The sequence below is a fragment of the Gibbsiella dentisursi genome, assembly GCF_039539505.1.
GTDB classification, from domain to species: Bacteria; Pseudomonadota; Gammaproteobacteria; order Enterobacterales; family Enterobacteriaceae; genus Gibbsiella; species Gibbsiella quercinecans.
Genome location: NZ_BAABDG010000010.1, coordinates 159430 through 176853, shown reverse-complemented (window position 1 = coordinate 176853; position 17424 = coordinate 159430). Strand labels below are relative to the sequence as shown.

The 17424-nt window shown below is 57.2% G+C and carries 14 protein-coding genes; 13 read left to right on the top strand and 1 reads right to left on the bottom strand.

The window, feature by feature from the left end:
- The first annotated feature begins 354 nt into the window (after positions 1-354).
- From ABFX35_RS21240 to cra, 4 genes are all read left to right on the top strand, one after another.
- A complete protein-coding gene (locus ABFX35_RS21240; RefSeq protein WP_346082809.1) occupies positions 355-2166 on the top strand; it encodes an AMP-dependent synthetase/ligase in 1812 nt (603 codons plus the stop codon).
- 501 nt (positions 2167-2667) lie between these two features.
- Positions 2668-4386: an acetolactate synthase 3 large subunit gene (ilvI, locus tag ABFX35_RS21235; protein WP_346082807.1), complete on the top strand. Its 1719-nt coding sequence runs from the start codon at positions 2668-2670 to the stop codon at positions 4384-4386.
- A 2-nt stretch (positions 4387-4388) separates the two neighbouring features.
- Positions 4389-4880 carry an acetolactate synthase small subunit gene (gene ilvN, locus ABFX35_RS21230; protein ID WP_165907028.1) on the top strand — a complete coding sequence of 164 codons (492 nt, stop codon included), beginning with the start codon at positions 4389-4391 and terminating at the stop codon, positions 4878-4880.
- Between the two features lie 216 nt (positions 4881-5096).
- On the top strand, positions 5097-6101 hold the full coding sequence (gene cra / locus ABFX35_RS21225) for a catabolite repressor/activator (RefSeq protein WP_095845998.1): 1005 nt from the start codon (positions 5097-5099) through the stop codon (positions 6099-6101).
- 52 nt (positions 6102-6153) lie between these two features.
- Here the strand turns inward: cra and ABFX35_RS21220 are convergent, their stop codons facing one another.
- Complete coding sequence (locus ABFX35_RS21220) at positions 6154-6594, bottom strand: L-alanine exporter AlaE (protein WP_279028527.1); 441 nt, start codon at positions 6592-6594, stop codon at positions 6154-6156.
- Between the two features lie 873 nt (positions 6595-7467).
- Here ABFX35_RS21220 and mraZ point away from each other — a divergent pair.
- The 9 genes from mraZ to ftsW are packed head-to-tail and all read left to right on the top strand — an operon-like array spanning position 7468 to position 17422.
- The gene (mraZ, locus tag ABFX35_RS21215) at positions 7468-7926 is read left to right on the top strand and encodes a division/cell wall cluster transcriptional repressor MraZ (RefSeq protein WP_279028525.1); all 459 of its coding nucleotides are present in this window, start codon (positions 7468-7470) and stop codon (positions 7924-7926) included.
- A 2-nt stretch (positions 7927-7928) separates the two neighbouring features.
- A complete protein-coding gene (gene rsmH, locus ABFX35_RS21210) occupies positions 7929-8870 on the top strand; it encodes a 16S rRNA (cytosine(1402)-N(4))-methyltransferase RsmH (RefSeq protein WP_346082805.1) in 942 nt (313 codons plus the stop codon).
- A complete protein-coding gene (gene ftsL / locus ABFX35_RS21205; RefSeq protein ID WP_095845993.1) occupies positions 8867-9187 on the top strand; it encodes a cell division protein FtsL in 321 nt (106 codons plus the stop codon). Before rsmH ends, ftsL begins: the two co-directional genes overlap by 4 nt.
- A gap of 42 nt (positions 9188-9229) precedes the next feature.
- Positions 9230-10993 carry a peptidoglycan glycosyltransferase FtsI gene (locus ABFX35_RS21200; protein WP_346082803.1) on the top strand — a complete coding sequence of 588 codons (1764 nt, stop codon included), beginning with the start codon at positions 9230-9232 and terminating at the stop codon, positions 10991-10993.
- Positions 10980-12467, top strand: coding sequence for a UDP-N-acetylmuramoyl-L-alanyl-D-glutamate--2,6-diaminopimelate ligase (murE, locus tag ABFX35_RS21195; RefSeq protein WP_346082802.1), 1488 nt, complete (start codon positions 10980-10982; stop codon positions 12465-12467). Before ABFX35_RS21200 ends, murE begins: the two co-directional genes overlap by 14 nt.
- Positions 12464-13825 carry a UDP-N-acetylmuramoyl-tripeptide--D-alanyl-D-alanine ligase gene (gene murF / locus ABFX35_RS21190; RefSeq protein ID WP_346082801.1) on the top strand — a complete coding sequence of 454 codons (1362 nt, stop codon included), beginning with the start codon at positions 12464-12466 and terminating at the stop codon, positions 13823-13825. Before murE ends, murF begins: the two co-directional genes overlap by 4 nt.
- Complete coding sequence (mraY, locus tag ABFX35_RS21185; protein WP_095845989.1) at positions 13819-14901, top strand: phospho-N-acetylmuramoyl-pentapeptide-transferase; 1083 nt, start codon at positions 13819-13821, stop codon at positions 14899-14901. Before murF ends, mraY begins: the two co-directional genes overlap by 7 nt.
- 2 nt (positions 14902-14903) lie before the next feature.
- Positions 14904-16223, top strand: a complete 1320-nt coding sequence (gene murD / locus ABFX35_RS21180) for a UDP-N-acetylmuramoyl-L-alanine--D-glutamate ligase (protein ID WP_346082799.1) — start codon at positions 14904-14906, stop codon at positions 16221-16223.
- Complete coding sequence (gene ftsW / locus ABFX35_RS21175; RefSeq protein ID WP_279027357.1) at positions 16220-17422, top strand: cell division protein FtsW; 1203 nt, start codon at positions 16220-16222, stop codon at positions 17420-17422. Before murD ends, ftsW begins: the two co-directional genes overlap by 4 nt.
- Positions 17423-17424: the final 2 nt, after the last annotated feature.

The following is a 17424-nucleotide window of genomic DNA, read 5'->3' as shown; positions in this document are numbered from 1 at the left end:
TCTTGGTTTTAGTGGGATTTCACTGTAATAAAATGGCATGTGGTTTCGCTGGGTTACATAATCATTAATAAAAAATATTATCCTGTATTTTGTATTTATATTGGTTTTTTAGATTGTCTGCTTGCTTTGCCTTGTGGCTCTTGTCATCGTGCAGCCCATCGCTATCTCTTTTGCACCGCAGCGCGGGTTAAGTCGCATCCCTTTTTTGAGCTTACACCTCTACGCTGAAATTCCTTCCCCATCGGTAAATGAGCCGGTAAACTGCAGAAAAACAGTAAACATATGTAAGCCGAGATGCTGGGCCGCCGCTCTGCTCCGGGTTAGTCAATTGATTAAATTCAGGCTCAGAGCACTATGATTGATAACATGCTGCAATACCATATTGTCCACCGTATCCAACATCAGGTCGCTAACCGTGCCGAATGCACGGCTTTTCGCCAGTGGGCACCAGGCGGGGAGACCCAGCTTTCCTGGCAAGAGGTGGGTTCGCATGTTGAACGCCTTGCCTGTGGGTTGTTGGCCCTCGGGATCGGGGTTCAGGAGCGCGTCGCTATCTTCGCCAATAACAGCATGGCCTGGTCGCTGGCCGATCTGGCCATTTTGCATCTGCGCGCGGTCAGCGTGCCGCTTTATGCCACCAATACGCCGGCCCAGGCGGCCTTCATTATTCATGATGCGAACGTTCGCACGCTGTTTGTCGGCGGGCAGGCGCAACTGGATACCGCGATTGCACTGCGTGAAACCTGCCCGCAGCTGGCCCATATCATTGTGTTTGATGGTGCCGTGAATCTGCGCGGCTGCGAGATCGCCTGTTACCTGGATGATCTGCTGCGCGATGCCGATGTGGCGGCGTTTGGCCCCGATTTGCAGGCGCGTATTGCCGCCAGGTGCTTAACCGATCTGTTTACCCTCATCTATACCTCAGGCACCACCGGCGAGCCGAAAGGCGTGATGCTGGATTACCGTAATCTGGCGGCGCAGCTCTGCCTGCATGATGAGCGCCTGACGGTCAACGGCGACGACGTTTCGCTGTGTTTTCTGCCGTTATCACACGTATTTGAGCGGGCCTGGAGCTTCTTTATCATGCATTCCGGGGCACAGAACGTTTATCTGCCGAACACCGATTGGGTTCGGCAGGCGATGGCTGCGGTGCGGCCTACCTTAATGTGTGCGGTGCCGCGGTTTTACGAAAAAATCTTTAGCGCCGTGCATGAGAAAGTGGCGCGGGCCCCATGGCTGCGCCGGGCGTTGTTCTATTGGGCGATGGTGTGTGGTGAGCGCAAGTTCCTGCAGGAGCGTGCCGGCAAGCCGCTGGGCAAACTGTTCATGCTTTCACACCGCTGGGCAGACAAACTGGTGCTCAGCAAGCTGCGCGCTATTTTAGGTGGGCGCGTGCGCTTCCTGCCAGCGGCGGGTGCCAAGCTGGATGATAATGTGATCCTGTTTTTCCAGGCGATGGGGATCAATATCAAATACGGCTATGGGATGACGGAAACCTGTGCCACCGTTTCCTGCTGGGAAGAAGGTAATTTCCGCTTTGGCTCCATTGGCAAGCCCTTGCCGGGGATCGGCGTGCGCATTGGTGAAGAAAACGAAATCCAGGTGCATGGCCCGATAGTCATGCGTGGCTACTTCAACAAGCCGCAGGAAACGGCAGCGGCGTTTACCGCCGATGGCTGGCTGAAAACCGGCGATGCCGGGGGGCTTGATGAGGATGGTAATCTGTTTATCACCGAACGGCTGAAAGATCTGATGAAGACCTCCGGTGGGAAATACATTGCGCCGCAAATGATTGAAGGCGTGCTTGCACAGGATCGTTTTATCGATCAGGTGGCGATTGTGGCCGATGCGCGTAAATTTGTTTCCGCACTGATTGTGCCAAGCTTTGAATCGTTGGAAGAGTATGCGAAGTCGATCAACCTTAAGTATCACGATCGGCTGGAGCTTCTGCGCAACAGCCATATTGTCGAGATGTTCGAACATCGCCTGCGCGAAATGCAAAAAGAACTGGCGCGCTTCGAGCAGGTGAAAAAGTTTACCCTACTGCCGGCGGCGTTCTCGATGGAACAGGGGGAGTTAACGCCAACCCTGAAGCTACGGCGTAAAGTGATCCTGCAGCGCTATCAGCACCAAATTGATTCTATGTACCAACAAAAGCGGCGTTAGCGGGCCAAAAGCCGGCGCTTTTGGCTAAAAAAACGGCATCAAACACGCCTGATATAGTTCTGTTATTCATTCATTGTTCAAAACAATGGATGGGTAAATTTCGTGGATACTAGTGCATTATCTTTATTAACCTTAATTATTAAGTTTATTAACAATTCCCACAGGCTTGCTGTGCCCTTTTGCCGTTTGCCTGCCCCCATATTCTGACGTTATGTTAGTGGGTTATACCCTTCATACTTCACGTTGCAGGTGTGTTGGCTGCGCTCAGTCACCCGAATCACTTACCGGAGTCAGCGCATCGGGATTAGCTGCGTTGCCGTATGATGCGGCCATACGGCTTCACCCCTTCGCGGCCAGCGCTGTTCAAAAACGCTTTTGCGTTTTGTCCTGCAACTCGAATTATCTTGGGTACACAGTCAATTCATAATAATTTTGGGGCATTGTCCCTACATTGGCGCGCTATCCGCGCCAGCAAAGCATTATCAGCCTGGAGGCAAACCCATGGAAATGTTGTCAGGAGCCGAGATGGTCGTTCGATCGTTGATCGATCAGGGCGTTAAGCACGTATTCGGCTATCCGGGCGGGGCAGTATTGGATATCTATGACGCCCTGCATACGGTCGGCGGGATTGACCATATTTTAGTCCGCCATGAGCAGGGTGCGGTGCATATGGCTGATGGCTATGCGCGTGCGACGGGCGAAGTGGGGGTCGTGCTGGTGACTTCCGGCCCGGGCGCCACCAATGCCATTACCGGCATCGCCACGGCCTATACCGATTCTATCCCGCTGGTGGTGCTTTCCGGCCAGGTGCCCAGCTCGCTGATTGGCTACGATGCTTTTCAGGAGTGCGACATGGTGGGGATTTCCCGCCCGGTGGTGAAGCACAGCTTCCTGGTGAAGCGCACGGAAGATATTCCCGGCGTGTTGAAAAAGGCATTCTATCTGGCTGCCAGCGGGCGGCCAGGCCCGGTGGTCATTGACCTGCCGAAAGATATCGTCGGCCCGGCGGTGAGAATGCCGTACGCCTATCCGCAGGAAGTGAGCATGCGTTCTTACAACCCGACGGTTCAGGGCCACCGCGGGCAGATCAAGCGGGCGCTGCAAACCGTTCTGGCGGCGAAAAAACCGGTTATGTACGTGGGCGGCGGGGCGATCAATGCCGGCTGCCACGCGGAATTGCTGCAGTTGGCTGAACAACTTAATCTGCCGGTGGCCAGTTCGCTGATGGGGCTGGGGGCATTTCCCGGCACGCACCGCCAGAGCGTTGGCATGCTCGGTATGCACGGCACCTACGAAGCGAATAAAACCATGCACAATGCGGATGTGATCTTCGCCGTTGGCGTGCGTTTTGACGATCGCACCACCAACAACCTGGCGAAGTACTGCCCGGATGCCACCGTGCTGCACATTGATATTGATCCCGCCTCGATTTCCAAAACCGTCAACGCGGATATCCCGATCGTCGGCGATGCCCGCCAGGTGCTGAGCCAAATGTTGGAACTGTTGGCGCAGGGAGAGCAGGCGCAGGACGGCGACGCACTGCGCGACTGGTGGCAGGCGATTGAACTGTGGCGCGCGCGCAACTGCCTGGGTTATGACAAAAGCGGCACCACCATTAAACCCCAGTCGGTGATCGAAGCCGTTTATCGCCTGACCAAGGGGGATGCTTATGTGACTTCGGACGTGGGCCAGCACCAGATGTTCGCCGCGTTGTATTACCCGTTTGATAAACCTCGCCGTTGGATCAATTCCGGCGGCCTGGGCACCATGGGCTTTGGCCTGCCCGCGGCGCTGGGCGTGAAGCTGGCGCTGCCGGAAGAAACCGTGGTGTGCATTACCGGCGACGGCAGTATCCAGATGAATATCCAGGAGTTGTCGACCGCGCTGCAGTACAACCTGCCGGTGGTAGTGGTCAATCTTAACAACCGCTATCTGGGTATGGTGAAACAGTGGCAGGACATGATTTATTCCGGCCGCCATTCGCAGTCGTACATGGATTCCCTGCCGGACTTCGTCAAGCTGGCGGAGGCCTACGGCCACGTGGGGATCGCCATCCGCACGCCGGATGAGCTGGAAAGTAAACTGGCGCAGGCGCTGGCTGAGAAGAATCGGCTGGTGTTTGTCGATGTGAACGTCGATGAAACCGAACATGTTTACCCGATGCAGATCCGCGGTGGGAGCATGGACGAAATGTGGTTAAGCAAAACGGAGAGGACCTGATCATGCGCCGTATCTTATCGGTATTATTGGAAAACGAATCCGGCGCCCTGTCGCGCGTGATCGGGCTGTTTTCCCAGCGGGGCTATAACATCGAGAGCCTGACCGTGGCGCCGACTGACGATCCAACCCTGTCGCGCATGACCATTCAGACCGTCGGCGACGAAAAAGTGCTGGAGCAGATCGAAAAGCAACTGCATAAGCTGGTGGATGTGTTGCGCGTCAATGAGTTGGTGCAGGGCGCGCACGTTGAGCGTGAGATTATGCTGGTCAAGCTGCAGGCCAGCGGCTACGGGCGTGAGGAAGTCAAACGCTGTACGGATATTTTCCGCGGCCAAATCGTGGATGTCACCGCGGCCTTGTACACCGTACAGCTGGCGGGCACCAGCGACAAGCTGGATGCTTTTCTCAATGCGGTGCGCGAAGTGGCCGAGATCGTCGAAGTGGCACGCTCCGGCATTGTCGGCGTGGCGCGGGGCGATAAAATCATGCGCTAGCGGCCGGCGCCGTTGCGTGGTGAACCCTGGGGCGTAGCGCTGGCTACGCCCTTTTTTACGTTTTTTGTCTGTTTGCTGGCACCTTTCGGCAAAAGCGGTTGCTTGCCAAAGTTTTCTGCTGTTAGATCGCTGGAACGAGGGTGAATAACGGCATGGGTGCCAGGGTTAATTTGGGTACGGCCTTCACTGTGTTTTCAGCATCATAAAGGGGTTAATGTGAAACTGGATGAAATCGCGCGTCTCGCGGGCGTTTCGCGTACCACGGCCAGTTATGTTATCAACGGCAAGGCAAAGCAGTATCGTGTCAGCGATAAAACCGTCGAAAAGGTGATGGCCGTCGTCAGGGAGCATAACTATCACCCCAATGCTGTGGCCGCCGGGCTGCGCGCCGGGCGAACCCGCTCCATTGGGCTGGTGATCCCGGATCTGGAAAACACCAGCTATACGCGCATCGCCAATTATCTGGAGCGCCAGGCCCGCAAGCGTGGCTATCAGTTGCTGATCGCCTGCTCGGAAGATCAGCCCGATAACGAAATGCGCTGTATCGAACATCTGCTGCAGCGCCAGGTCGATGCGATCATCGTTTCAACGGCGTTGCCGCCGGAGCACCCCTTTTACCAACGCTGGGTTAAAGACCCATTGCCGATCATTGCGCTGGACCGCGCGCTCGATCGCGAGCATTTCATCAGCGTGGTGGGGGCCGATCAGGTCGACGCCTTTGCGCTGGCTCAGGAGTTGCGCACTTTTCCTGCGCAATCGGTGTTGTATCTGGGGGCCTTGCCAGAGCTTTCCGTCAGCTTCCTGCGTGAGCAGGGGTTCCGTGAAGCGTGGCAGGATGATGAGCGGCACGTGGATTACCTGTATGCCAATAGCTATGAGCGTGCAGCGGCCGGCACGCTGTTTGCAGAGTGGCTGAAAACCCACCCGATGCCGCAGGCGTTGTTCACCACCTCCTTTTCGTTGTTGCAAGGGGTAATGGACGTGACGCTCAAGCAGTATGGCCGCTTGCCGACCGATTTAGCGATTGCCACCTTCGGCGATAATGAGCTGCTGGATTTCCTCGAATGCCCTGTGCTGGCGGTGGCGCAGCGCCACCGGGAAGTGGCCGAACGGGTGTTGGAATTGGTGTTGGCCAGCCTGGATGAGCCACATAAGCCGAAGCCGGGGCTGACCAGCATTCGCCGTAATTTATTCCGCCGCGGTAGCCTGAGCCGCAAATAAGCGTCAGTTGCGGCCGGCACAACGCGCTGGCCGCACGCCCATTCTCATGGTGTTACACGTAGCCTTCCACCCGGAACAGCCGGCGGCAGTATTCCAGAAAATAGCCGTAGATTACGCCCATGATCATTGAGATGATCGCGTTGCTGGCCACCGCGGTCATGATTTGTGGGCCGTCCGCGCCTACGCTCCACAGAATGGCGGCATACACCGGTGACTGAAAGCTGACGTAGGCCAGTAGATCGGCCAGGTTACGCAACAGCAACTGTCCATGCGGGCAGCGGTGCGCAGTGCGGACAAACAGATCGCGGTAGCGCCCATAGGGCCAGGCGATCAAGATATTCACCGGAATGGAAAGCAGCCGTGAGGCAAGGGATTGCTGAAAACTCATGCCAGAGATCAGCATTTCAATCGCCATCCCCGCAATGAAGCAGTACACCACGAGTGCAAAAGTATCTGCGGCGGCACTACGCCAGCGTGAAGCAAAGGGCAGCATAAGGCTAACTCGACTAAATGAAGGTTAACACACCACTAAATTTACTTTGTTTGGGTTTAAAAGCTGGTTTATTGCTTTTTATGTAGTCTACTTCACTGCTCTGTGCTTGTTAACTAGGTTAATATTTTTATTTTAAATGCTAATCTTATTTTTATCCTGAGAATCGCGGGGAAAAGGGGGGTTGGGGGCATTAAAAGGCGGACGTTTGCAATAATAACACTATAAACAAAAGGTTAGCTTTTTAGGGCTGGCGAGTGAACGGCGAGAGATATAAATAGGGCGAATGAGCGCGCTAAAAATAGAGAAGATTAATTGTAAAAAGGTATTTTAAGACTAATCTTACGCCGCTGATTTGATTTGAATTTTAGCGGTTGTGCATTTCGTGGCGCATTATTTTTTTATTTGCGCTCATCTTTGCCGGATTTATTGCAGTAAAATGGCGCCGCAATTAGGCGGCAATTATTGACGAACATTATTAACTCAAGGGGTTATAATACCCGGGTTGTACTGTTTTCGTTGTGCTCCCGGCCGCGCCCGGCGCTGGCGGCGAGGGTTTTGCCGCATGCTGGTACCCCCGCAGGAAATGAGACTTTGCTTGCAGAAGGGCGGAATAAGTTAATTAATCGCCAATTTGGCCGGATTTTAATCTGGCTCATGCCTTTAAGGAAATTCTTCTCTTTTATCATGGTGTTAATTTTTATTTGTTGAGTGATTAGCATCCCTTTCGTGCGACAGCTCCCAAAATGACCCGACAAATATTGCCAAAGCGCGGGCGCTCTGGCTTGACAAGGTTTTCATACCCTCCGTAAACTCCTTTACGTGGGAATTTGTGGGGTAAAGTGGTGAAAAAGGTCATGAAGGGGTAGCTCAGGAATGTTCCGTGGAGCGACGATGGTCAACCTCGACAGCAAAGGGCGGCTTGCCGTACCTACCCGTTATCGGGATGCGTTGAACGAGGAATCGCAAGGCCAAATGGTTTGTACCATTGACCTCCATCAGCCCTGCCTGTTGCTTTACCCGTTACCCGAATGGGAAATCATTGAACAAAAATTATCCCGTCTGTCGAGTATGAATCCCGCCGAGCGCCGTGTTCAGCGCTTACTCTTGGGGCATGCCAGTGAGTGTCAGATGGACAGTGCCGGTCGGTTGTTGATTGCCAGTACGCTGCGTCAACATGCCGGGCTTTCTAAAGAAGTGATGCTGGTCGGTCAGTTCAACAAGTTTGAACTGTGGGATGAACAGACCTGGTATCAACAAGTTAAGGATGATATTGACGCTGAACAGTCTTCTCAGGAACCGTTGTCTGAGCGGCTACAGGACTTGTCACTATAAGCATGTTGGAAAACTATAAACATACAACCGTATTGCTGGATGAGGCGGTTAATGGCCTCAACATCCGCAGTAACGGCACATATATCGACGGTACTTTTGGTCGCGGCGGCCATTCTCGTCTGATTCTGTCCCAGTTGGGGCCGGAAGGGCGTTTACTGGCCATTGACCGCGATCCGCAGGCGATTGCAGCCGCTGAATCTATTGACGATCCCCGTTTTACTATCGTACACGGCCCGTTTTCCGAATTGGCGCACTATGTGCGCGAACGTGGGCTGGAAGGCAAGATTGACGGTGTTTTACTGGATCTGGGCGTTTCTTCCCCCCAGCTTGACGACCCAGAGCGTGGTTTTTCCTTCATGCGCGATGGGCCGCTGGATATGCGTATGGATCCGTCCCGCGGCCAGTCGGCCGCCGAGTGGCTGATGAAGGCCGAAGCGGAAGATATCGCCTGGGTGCTGAAAACCTTTGGCGAAGAGCGCTTCGCCAAGCGCATCGCGCGCGCGATTGTGGAGCGCAACCAACTGGAGCCGATGACGCGCACCAAGGAACTGGCGGATCTGATCGCCAATGCCAGCCCGGTGCGTGAAAAGCACAAGCACCCGGCGACGCGCAGTTTCCAGGCGATTCGTATCTACATCAACAGCGAGTTGGAAGAAATTGAGCGCGCGCTGGCCGGCGCGTTGGAAATATTGGCGCCGCAGGGGCGTCTGTCGGTGATCAGCTTCCACTCGCTGGAAGATCGCATTGTGAAGCGCTTTATGCGCCACCATAGCCGCGGCGCCCAGGTGCCAGCCGGGCTGCCGCTGACCGAAGCGCAACTGCGCGAGCTGGGCGGCCGCACGCTGAAAGCCCTGGGCAAGATGATGCCGTCGGAAGTGGAAGTGGCGGAAAATCCACGGGCGCGCAGCTCGGTGCTGCGCATTGCAGAGAGGATGCCGCTGTGATTGGCAATGAGCGTCATGGTTTGGTCGGGGTGATTGGCGGGGATCTGTTGCGTAATGCCAAGATCCCGTTGATTTTACTGATTGCCGTGCTGGTTTCCGCCATTTTGGTGGTGACCACGGCGCACCGCACCCGTTTGCTGACCGCACAGCGTGAGCAACTGGTGCTGGAACGTGACGCATTGGATATTGAGTGGCGCAACCTGATTCTGGAAGAAAACGCCCTGGGTGACCATAGCCGCGTAGAGCGTATTGCGACTGAGAAGCTGCAAATGCGCCATGTGGATCCATCGCAGGAAAATATCATCGTCAAACCATGAATGATGTCAGCAGAGTGATGAGTCGGAGCAAAAAGGGAACGCATGAAAGCAGCACGCCCCGGTAAGTTGAAACGCCAGGAAGATCAGGCCAGCTTTGTCAGCTGGCGTTTTGCGTTGCTGTGCGGCTGTATTTTGCTGGCGCTGGTGGGGTTAATGCTGCGCGTGGCCTACCTGCAGGTGATTAACCCCGATCGGCTGGTGAAAGAAGGCGACATGCGTTCGCTGCGCGTGCAGGAAGTACCAACCTCCCGCGGGATGATAAGCGATCGCGCCGGCAGGCCGTTGGCGGTGAGCGTGCCGGTGAATGCCGTTTGGGCCGATCCGAAAGAACTCAATGAACGGGGCGGTATCACGCTGGATTCACGTTGGAAAGCGCTATCTGATGCGTTGCAAATTCCGCTTGATCAGCTCTCCCGGCGGATTAACGCCAATCCGAAAGGGCGATTTGTTTATCTGGCGCGCCAGGTGAACCCGGCGATCGGCGATTACATCCATAAACTGAAGCTGCCGGGCATCTATCTGCGCCAGGAATCTCGCCGTTACTACCCTGCGGGGCAAGTGACTGCTCACATCATCGGCGTAACCAACATCGATGGCTCCGGCATCGAAGGCATTGAAAAAAGCTTTGACCGTTGGCTGACCGGCCAGCCCGGCGAACGTACGGTCCGTAAAGATCGCTATGGCCGGGTGATCGAAGATATTTCCTCGGTAGATAGCCAGGCGGCGCATAACTTGATGCTGAGTGTGGATGAGCGCCTGCAGGCGTTGGTCTATCGCGAACTCAACAACGCTGTCGCCTTTAACAAGGCCGAGTCAGGCACGGCGGTGCTGGTGGATGTGAATACCGGTGAAGTGTTGGCGATGGCCAACAGCCCGTCCTATAACCCGAACAACCTGTCCGATACGCCGAAAGACACCATGCGTAACCGGGCGATAACCGATATTTTTGAACCCGGTTCAACCGTAAAACCGATGGTGGTGATGACGGCATTACAGCGCGGCGTCGTGAAGGAAAACAGCGTGCTAAATACCGTGCCTTACCGCGTCAACGGCCATGAAATCAAGGACGTGGCCCGCTATTCGGAACTCTCGGTGACCGGGATCTTGCAGAAGTCGAGTAACGTCGGTGTTTCAAAGCTGGCGTTAGCGATGCCGTCCTCAGCGTTAGTAGATACTTACTCGCGCTTTGGGCTGGGAAAAGCGACCAATTTGGGGTTGGTCGGAGAAAGCAGTGGCTTATATCCTAAAAAACAACGGTGGTCTGACATAGAGAGGGCCACCTTCTCTTTCGGCTACGGGCTAATGGTAACGCCGTTACAGTTAGCGCGTGTCTATGCCACGATCGGCAGCCTGGGGGTTTACCGCCCGCTGTCGATTACCAAAGTTGATCCGCCGGTTGCCGGTGAGCGCGTATTCCCGGAGCCGCTGGTACGTACCGTGGTGCATATGATGGAAAGCGTGGCGCTGCCGGGCGGTGGCGGTGTTAAGGCCGCTATCAAAGGCTATCGTATTGCCATCAAAACCGGTACGGCGAAAAAGGTCGGGCCGGATGGCAAATACGTCAACAAATATATCGCCTATACCGCCGGCGTGGCACCCGCCAGTCGGCCCCGCTTTGCCCTGGTGGTGGTGATTAACGATCCGCAGGCAGGGAAGTATTACGGTGGTGCGGTTTCCGCGCCGGTGTTTGGCGCCATCATGGGCGGGGTTCTGCGCACGATGAACGTTGAGCCGGATGCGTTGCCCACCGGTGAAAAGAACGAGTTTGTGATTAATCAACAAGAGGCTTCAGGTGGCAGATCGTAATTTGCGCGACTTGCTCGCTCCGTGGGTGCCAGCAGCACCCGAGCGCGCGCTACGGGAAATGACATTAGACAGCCGCATTGCGGCTGCCGGGGATCTGTTTGTTGCCGTTGCCGGCCATCAGACCGACGGGCGCAGTTATATCCCACAAGCCATCGCCCAAGGGGTTGCCGCCGTTATCGCCGAGGCCGAAGGCCAGGCGCAAGACGGTAAAATCATTGAAAAACACGGCGTACCGGTAATTTACCTGAGCCAGCTCAACGCGCGGTTGTCCGCGCTGGCCGGCCGTTTTTATCACCAGCCTGCAGAGCGCCTGCAACTGGTTGGCGTTACCGGCACCAATGGCAAGACCACCACCACCCAACTGCTGGCGCAGTGGGCCCAACTGTTGGGGAAAACCAGCGCCGTCATGGGCACCGTGGGCAACGGTCTGCTGGGGCAGGTGGCGCCTTCTGAAAATACCACCGGTTCTGCGGTCGATGTTCAACACACGTTAAACGATCTGGCAGAGCGCGGCGCAACCTTCGCCGCAATGGAAGTTTCTTCGCATGGGCTGGTGCAACAACGCGTGGCGGCGCTGCCGTTTGCCGCCGCGGTATTCACCAACCTGAGCCGCGATCATCTGGATTACCACGGTGATATGGCTAGCTACGAAGCGGCCAAGTGGGCGCTGTTCTCCGCGCATGAGGTCGGCCAGTCGATTATCAACGCTGACGATGAGGTTGGCCGGCGTTGGCTGGATAAGCTGCCGGACGCCGTCGCGGTGAGCATGGCGAGCAATATCACAGCGGATTGGCACGGCCGCTGGCTGACGGCCGGCACGGTGGATTACCACGATAACGGCGCCACCATTCACTTCAGTTCCAGTTGGGGCAATGGGGTGATCGAAAGCCGTCTGATGGGGGCATTTAACGTCAGCAATGTGTTGTTGGCGCTGGCCACGCTGCTGTCGCTGGGCTATCCGCTGCAGGCGCTGGTGGATACCGGCAGCCGACTGCAGCCGGTGTGCGGCCGTATGGAAGTGTTTGCGGCGGCGGGCAAACCCACGGTCGTCGTTGACTACGCTCATACGCCGGACGCGCTGGAGAAAGCGCTGGCGGCCGTGCGGCTGCACTGCCAAGGGCAACTGTGGTGCGTATTCGGCTGCGGCGGCGATCGCGATAAGGGCAAACGTCCGCTGATGGGCGGCATTGCCGAACAGTTTGCCGATCGCGTGGTGATCACGGACGACAATCCGCGCACCGAAGAGCCGCAAAGTATTATCGCCGATATTCTGACCGGCCTGTTGGATGCCGGCCGGGCGCAGGTGATCCACGGCCGTGCGCAGGCGGTGTCTAATACCATCATGCAGGCAAAGCCACAGGATGTGGTGTTGGTGGCCGGTAAAGGCCATGAGGATTATCAGATCGTGGGCCATCGCCGCCTGGATTACTCCGATCGCACCACAGTCGCGCGTTTGCTGGGGGGGGTGGCATGATTCCTGTTTCCTTCCAGACGTTGGCCGGCGTTTTGCGCGCAGCGCCGTTGGGCAACGCCGGGCAAATTGTCGAGGTGGTGACGGATACCCGTAAGGTGACGCCGGGCTGCCTGTTCGTCGCCCTGAAGGGCGAGCGTTTCGACGCTCACGATTTTGCCGCCGACGCGGTTGCCGCTGGCGCCGGGGCGTTGCTGGTCAGTAAACGCCTGGCGTTGGATGTTCCGCAGTTGGTGGTTGAAGATACGCGCCTGGCGCTGGGGCAACTCGCTGCCTGGGTGCGCCAGCAGGTTCCTGCGCGCGTAGTGGCATTGACTGGTTCATCGGGCAAAACCTCGGTGAAGGAAATGACCGCCGCAATTCTGCGTGAATGCGGCGAAGTGCTGTATACCGCAGGGAATTTCAATAATGACATTGGCGTTCCGCTGACGCTGTTACGTTTACAGCCAGAGCACGACTTTGCCGTGATTGAGCTGGGCGCCAATCATATCGGCGAGATTGCCTATACCACCGCGCTGGTGCGGCCGCAAAGCGCCCTGGTGAACAACCTGGCGGCGGCGCACCTGGAAGGTTTTGGCTCGCTGGCCGGCGTGGCGCAGGCAAAAGGCGAAATTTTTGCCGGTTTGCCGGCGGGCGGCGTCGGCATCCTCAATGCGGACAGCAACGACTGGCCGCACTGGCAGGCGGCGCTGGCGGGTAAAACGGTCTGGCGGTTCTCACCGCAGGCGGCGGAGAACGTGGACTTCTCCGCCAGCCAGGTGCAGGTGAACGGCGACGGTACGCAGTTTACGCTGCATAGCCCGTTTGGCGCCGTGGATGTCGCCTTGCCGCTGCCGGGGCGCCATAACGTTGCCAATGCGTTGGCGGCGGCGGCGTTGGCCACCTCCGTCGGGGCGCCGCTGCAGGCGGTGCGTGCCGGGCTGGCTGGGCTGAAAGCGGTTCCTGGGCGTTTATTCCCGGTCAAACTGGCTGAAGGCAAGCTGATCCTGGACGACAGCTACAACGCCAACGTTGGCTCGATGACCGCCGCGGTGCAGGTGTTGGCCGAGATGCCGGGGTATCGTGTGCTGGTGGTTGGCGACATGGCGGAGCTGGGCGCAGAAGCAGAAGAATGTCACCGCCAGGTGGGCGAAACCGCCCGTCAGGCACAGATCGATAAGGTTATCAGCGTGGGGGCGTTAAGCCAGGTGCTGAGCGCCGCCTCCGGTAACGGCGAGCATTTACAGGATAAGGCAGCAGTGATCGCGCGCGTGGCGGAATTACTGTCGGAACATGCGGTAATTACCGTGTTAATCAAAGGGTCACGTAGTGCCGCAATGGAGCAGGTAGTACGCGCGTTACAGGAGAAAGCACCATGTTAGTTTGGCTGGCCGAGCATTTGGTCAAGTATTATTCCGGCTTTAACGTCTTTTCCTATCTGACGTTCCGAGCCATTGTCAGCCTGCTGACCGCATTGGTGATCTCTTTATGGATGGGGCCGCGCCTGATCGCGCGCCTGCAGGAAATGTCGTTTGGCCAGGTGGTGCGTAACGATGGCCCGGAATCGCACTTCAGCAAGCGCGGCACGCCGACCATGGGCGGCATTATGATCCTGACCTCCATCACCATTTCGGTGCTGATGTGGGCTTACCCGTCCAATCCGTATGTTTGGTGCGTGCTGTTCGTGCTGGTGGGGTATGGCATCGTCGGTTTTGTCGATGATTACCGCAAAGTGGTGCGCAAAGATACCAAGGGCCTGATTGCCCGCTGGAAGTATTTTTGGCAGTCGGTGATTGCGCTGGCGGTGGCTTTTGTCATGTATGCCGTCGGTAAGGATACGCCGGCCACCGAGCTGGTGGTGCCGTTCTTTAAAGATGTGATGCCGCAGCTTGGCCTGCTGTACGTTCTGCTGGCGTATTTTGTGATCGTGGGCACCAGCAACGCCGTCAACCTGACCGATGGCCTGGACGGGCTGGCGATCATGCCGACGGTGTTCGTGGCCGCCGGTTTTGCGTTGGTGGCCTGGGCCACCGGTAACATGAACTTCGCCAATTACCTGCACATCCCCTATTTGCGCCATGCGGGGGAACTGGTGATTGTGTGTACCGCCATTGTGGGCGCCGGGCTGGGCTTCTTGTGGTTTAACACCTATCCGGCGCAGGTGTTTATGGGCGATGTGGGCTCGCTGGCGCTGGGCGGCGCGTTGGGCACCATCGCTGTGCTGCTGCGCCAGGAGTTTTTGCTGGTGATTATGGGTGGGGTGTTCGTGGTGGAAACGCTGTCGGTCATCCTGCAGGTGGGGTCGTTCAAGCTGCGCGGGCAACGTATTTTCCGCATGGCGCCGATTCACCACCACTATGAATTGAAAGGCTGGCCGGAGCCGCGCGTGATTGTGCGCTTTTGGATTATTTCGCTGATGCTGGTGTTGATTGGCCTGGCAACGCTGAAGGTACGTTAATTATGGTGGATTATCAGGGTAAAAAAGTCGTCATCATCGGGTTGGGCCTGACCGGCCTGTCCTGCGTTGATTTCTTTGTGGCACGTGGCGTGACGCCGCGCGTTATGGATACCCGTGTTTCTCCGCCAGGCCTGGATAAACTGCCCGAGAGCATTGAGCGCCATCTGGGTTCGCTGCATGAAGACTGGCTGCTAGCCGCCGATCTGATCGTCGCCAGCCCTGGCGTCGCGTTGGCGACGCCGGCGCTGAGCGCCGCCGCCGATGCCGGCGTGGAAATTGTCGGCGACGTGGAGCTGTTTTGCCGCGAAGCGGTAGCGCCGATCGTGGCGATCACCGGTTCCAACGGCAAAAGCACCGTCACCACCCTGGTGGGGGAAATGGCGAAGGCCGCCGGTTGGGCGGTTGGCGTAGGCGGCAACATTGGCCTGCCGGCGTTGCGCCTGCTGGAACAGGAGTGCCAGCTGTATGTGCTGGAGCTGTCCAGCTTCCAGTTGGAAACCACCAGCAGCCTGCATGCGGCAGCCGCCACCATCCTGAACGTCACCGAAGACCATATGGATCGTTACCCGTTTGGCCTGCAGCAATATCGTGCCGCCAAGCTGAAGGTTTATGAAAACGCCGCGGTGTGCGTGGTGAATGCCGATGATGCCCTGACGATGCCGATCCGCGGCGCCGACGAGCGCTGCATCAGCTTTGGCATCGACGTGGGCGATTACCACCTGAATAACCAGCAGGGTGAAACCTGGCTGCGGGTGCGCGGTGAAAAAGTGCTGAACACCAGTGAGATGAATCTGGTGGGGCGCCACAACTATACCAATGCGCTGGCGGCGCTGGCGTTGGCCGATGCGGTGCATCTGCCGCGTGCTTCCAGCCTGAAGGCGTTGACTCTCTTTACCGGTTTGCCGCACCGTTTCCAACTGGTATGGCAAAACAACGGAGTGCGTTGGATTAACGATTCGAAAGCCACCAACGTGGGCAGCACCGAAGCGGCGCTTAATGGCCTGCAGGTGGCCGGTACGCTGCACCTGCTGCTGGGCGGTGATGGCAAGTCCGCTGATTTTTCGCCGCTGACGCGCTATCTGCAGGGCGACAATATTCGCCTGTACTGCTTCGGGCGCGATGGTGCCCAATTGGCTGAGCTGCGCCCGGAAGTGGCGGTGCAAACCGATACCATGGAACAAGCGATGCAGGTGATTGCCGGCCGTCTGCAGCCTGGCGATATGGTGTTGCTGTCGCCGGCCTGCGCCAGCCTGGATCAGTTCCGTAATTTTGAAGAGCGCGGCAATGAGTTTGCCCGTCTGGCACAGGAGCTTGGCGGATGAGACTACGGGTGCCGACGTTCGGCCTGGCGGACAAGCTAAAAGAGTGGGTGATGGGGGCGCGCGACCACGATGCCGCCACCATGGTGCTGTACGACCGCACTCTGCTGTGGCTCACCTTTGGCCTGGCGATTATCGGTTTTGTGATGGTGACGTCGGCCTCGATGCCGATTGGCCAGCGTCTGGCGGACGATCCTTTCCTGTTTGCCAAACGTGACGCGCTGTACCTGGGGCTGGCCTTCGGCCTGTCGCTGGTCACGCTGCGCATCCCGATGGACGTGTGGCAACGCTACAGCAACGTGATGCTGCTGCTGTCGATCGTGATGCTGCTGATTGTGCTGGTGGTGGGCAGCTCGGTTAACGGGGCATCGCGCTGGATCGCGCTGGGCCCGCTGCGAATTCAGCCGGCGGAGCTGTCGAAGCTGTCGCTGTTTTGCTATTTGGCCAGCTATCTGGTGCGCAAAGTGGATGAAGTCCGCAGTAACTTCTGGGGCTTCTGTAAGCCGATGGGCGTGATGGTGGTGTTGGCGGTGCTGCTGTTGGCGCAGCCGGACCTCGGCACCGTGGTGGTGCTGTTCGTCACCACGCTGGCGATGCTGTTCCTGGCCGGCGCCAAGCTGTGGCAATTCCTGGCGATTATCGGCTCCGGCCTGATTGCCGTCGTGCTGCTGATTATCGCCGAGCCTTACCGTATGCGCCGCGTAACCTCGTTCTGGAACCCGTGGGACGATCCGTTCGGCAGCGGTTACCAGTTAACCCAGTCGCTGATGGCGTTTGGCCGCGGTGAGTTCTGGGGCCAAGGCCTGGGGAACTCGGTGCAAAAACTGGAATATCTGCCTGAAGCGCATACTGACTTTATCTTTTCGATCTTAGGTGAGGAGTTGGGCTATATCGGTGTGGTTTTTGCGCTGTTAATGGTATTCTTCGTCGCTTTTCGCGCGATGTCGATCGGCCGCCGGGCGTTGGAAATCGATCAGCGCTTCTCCGGCTTCCTGGCCTGCTCGATCGGCATCTGGTTCAGCTTCCAGGCGCTGGTGAACGTTGGTGCGGCGGCGGGGATGTTGCCGACCAAAGGCCTGACCCTGCCGCTGATCAGTTACGGTGGTTCGAGCCTGTTAATTATGTCAACGGCGATTGTGCTGTTGCTGCGGATTGATTTTGAAACACGCCTGAGCAAAGCGCAGGCGTTTGTTAAGAGGTAAGG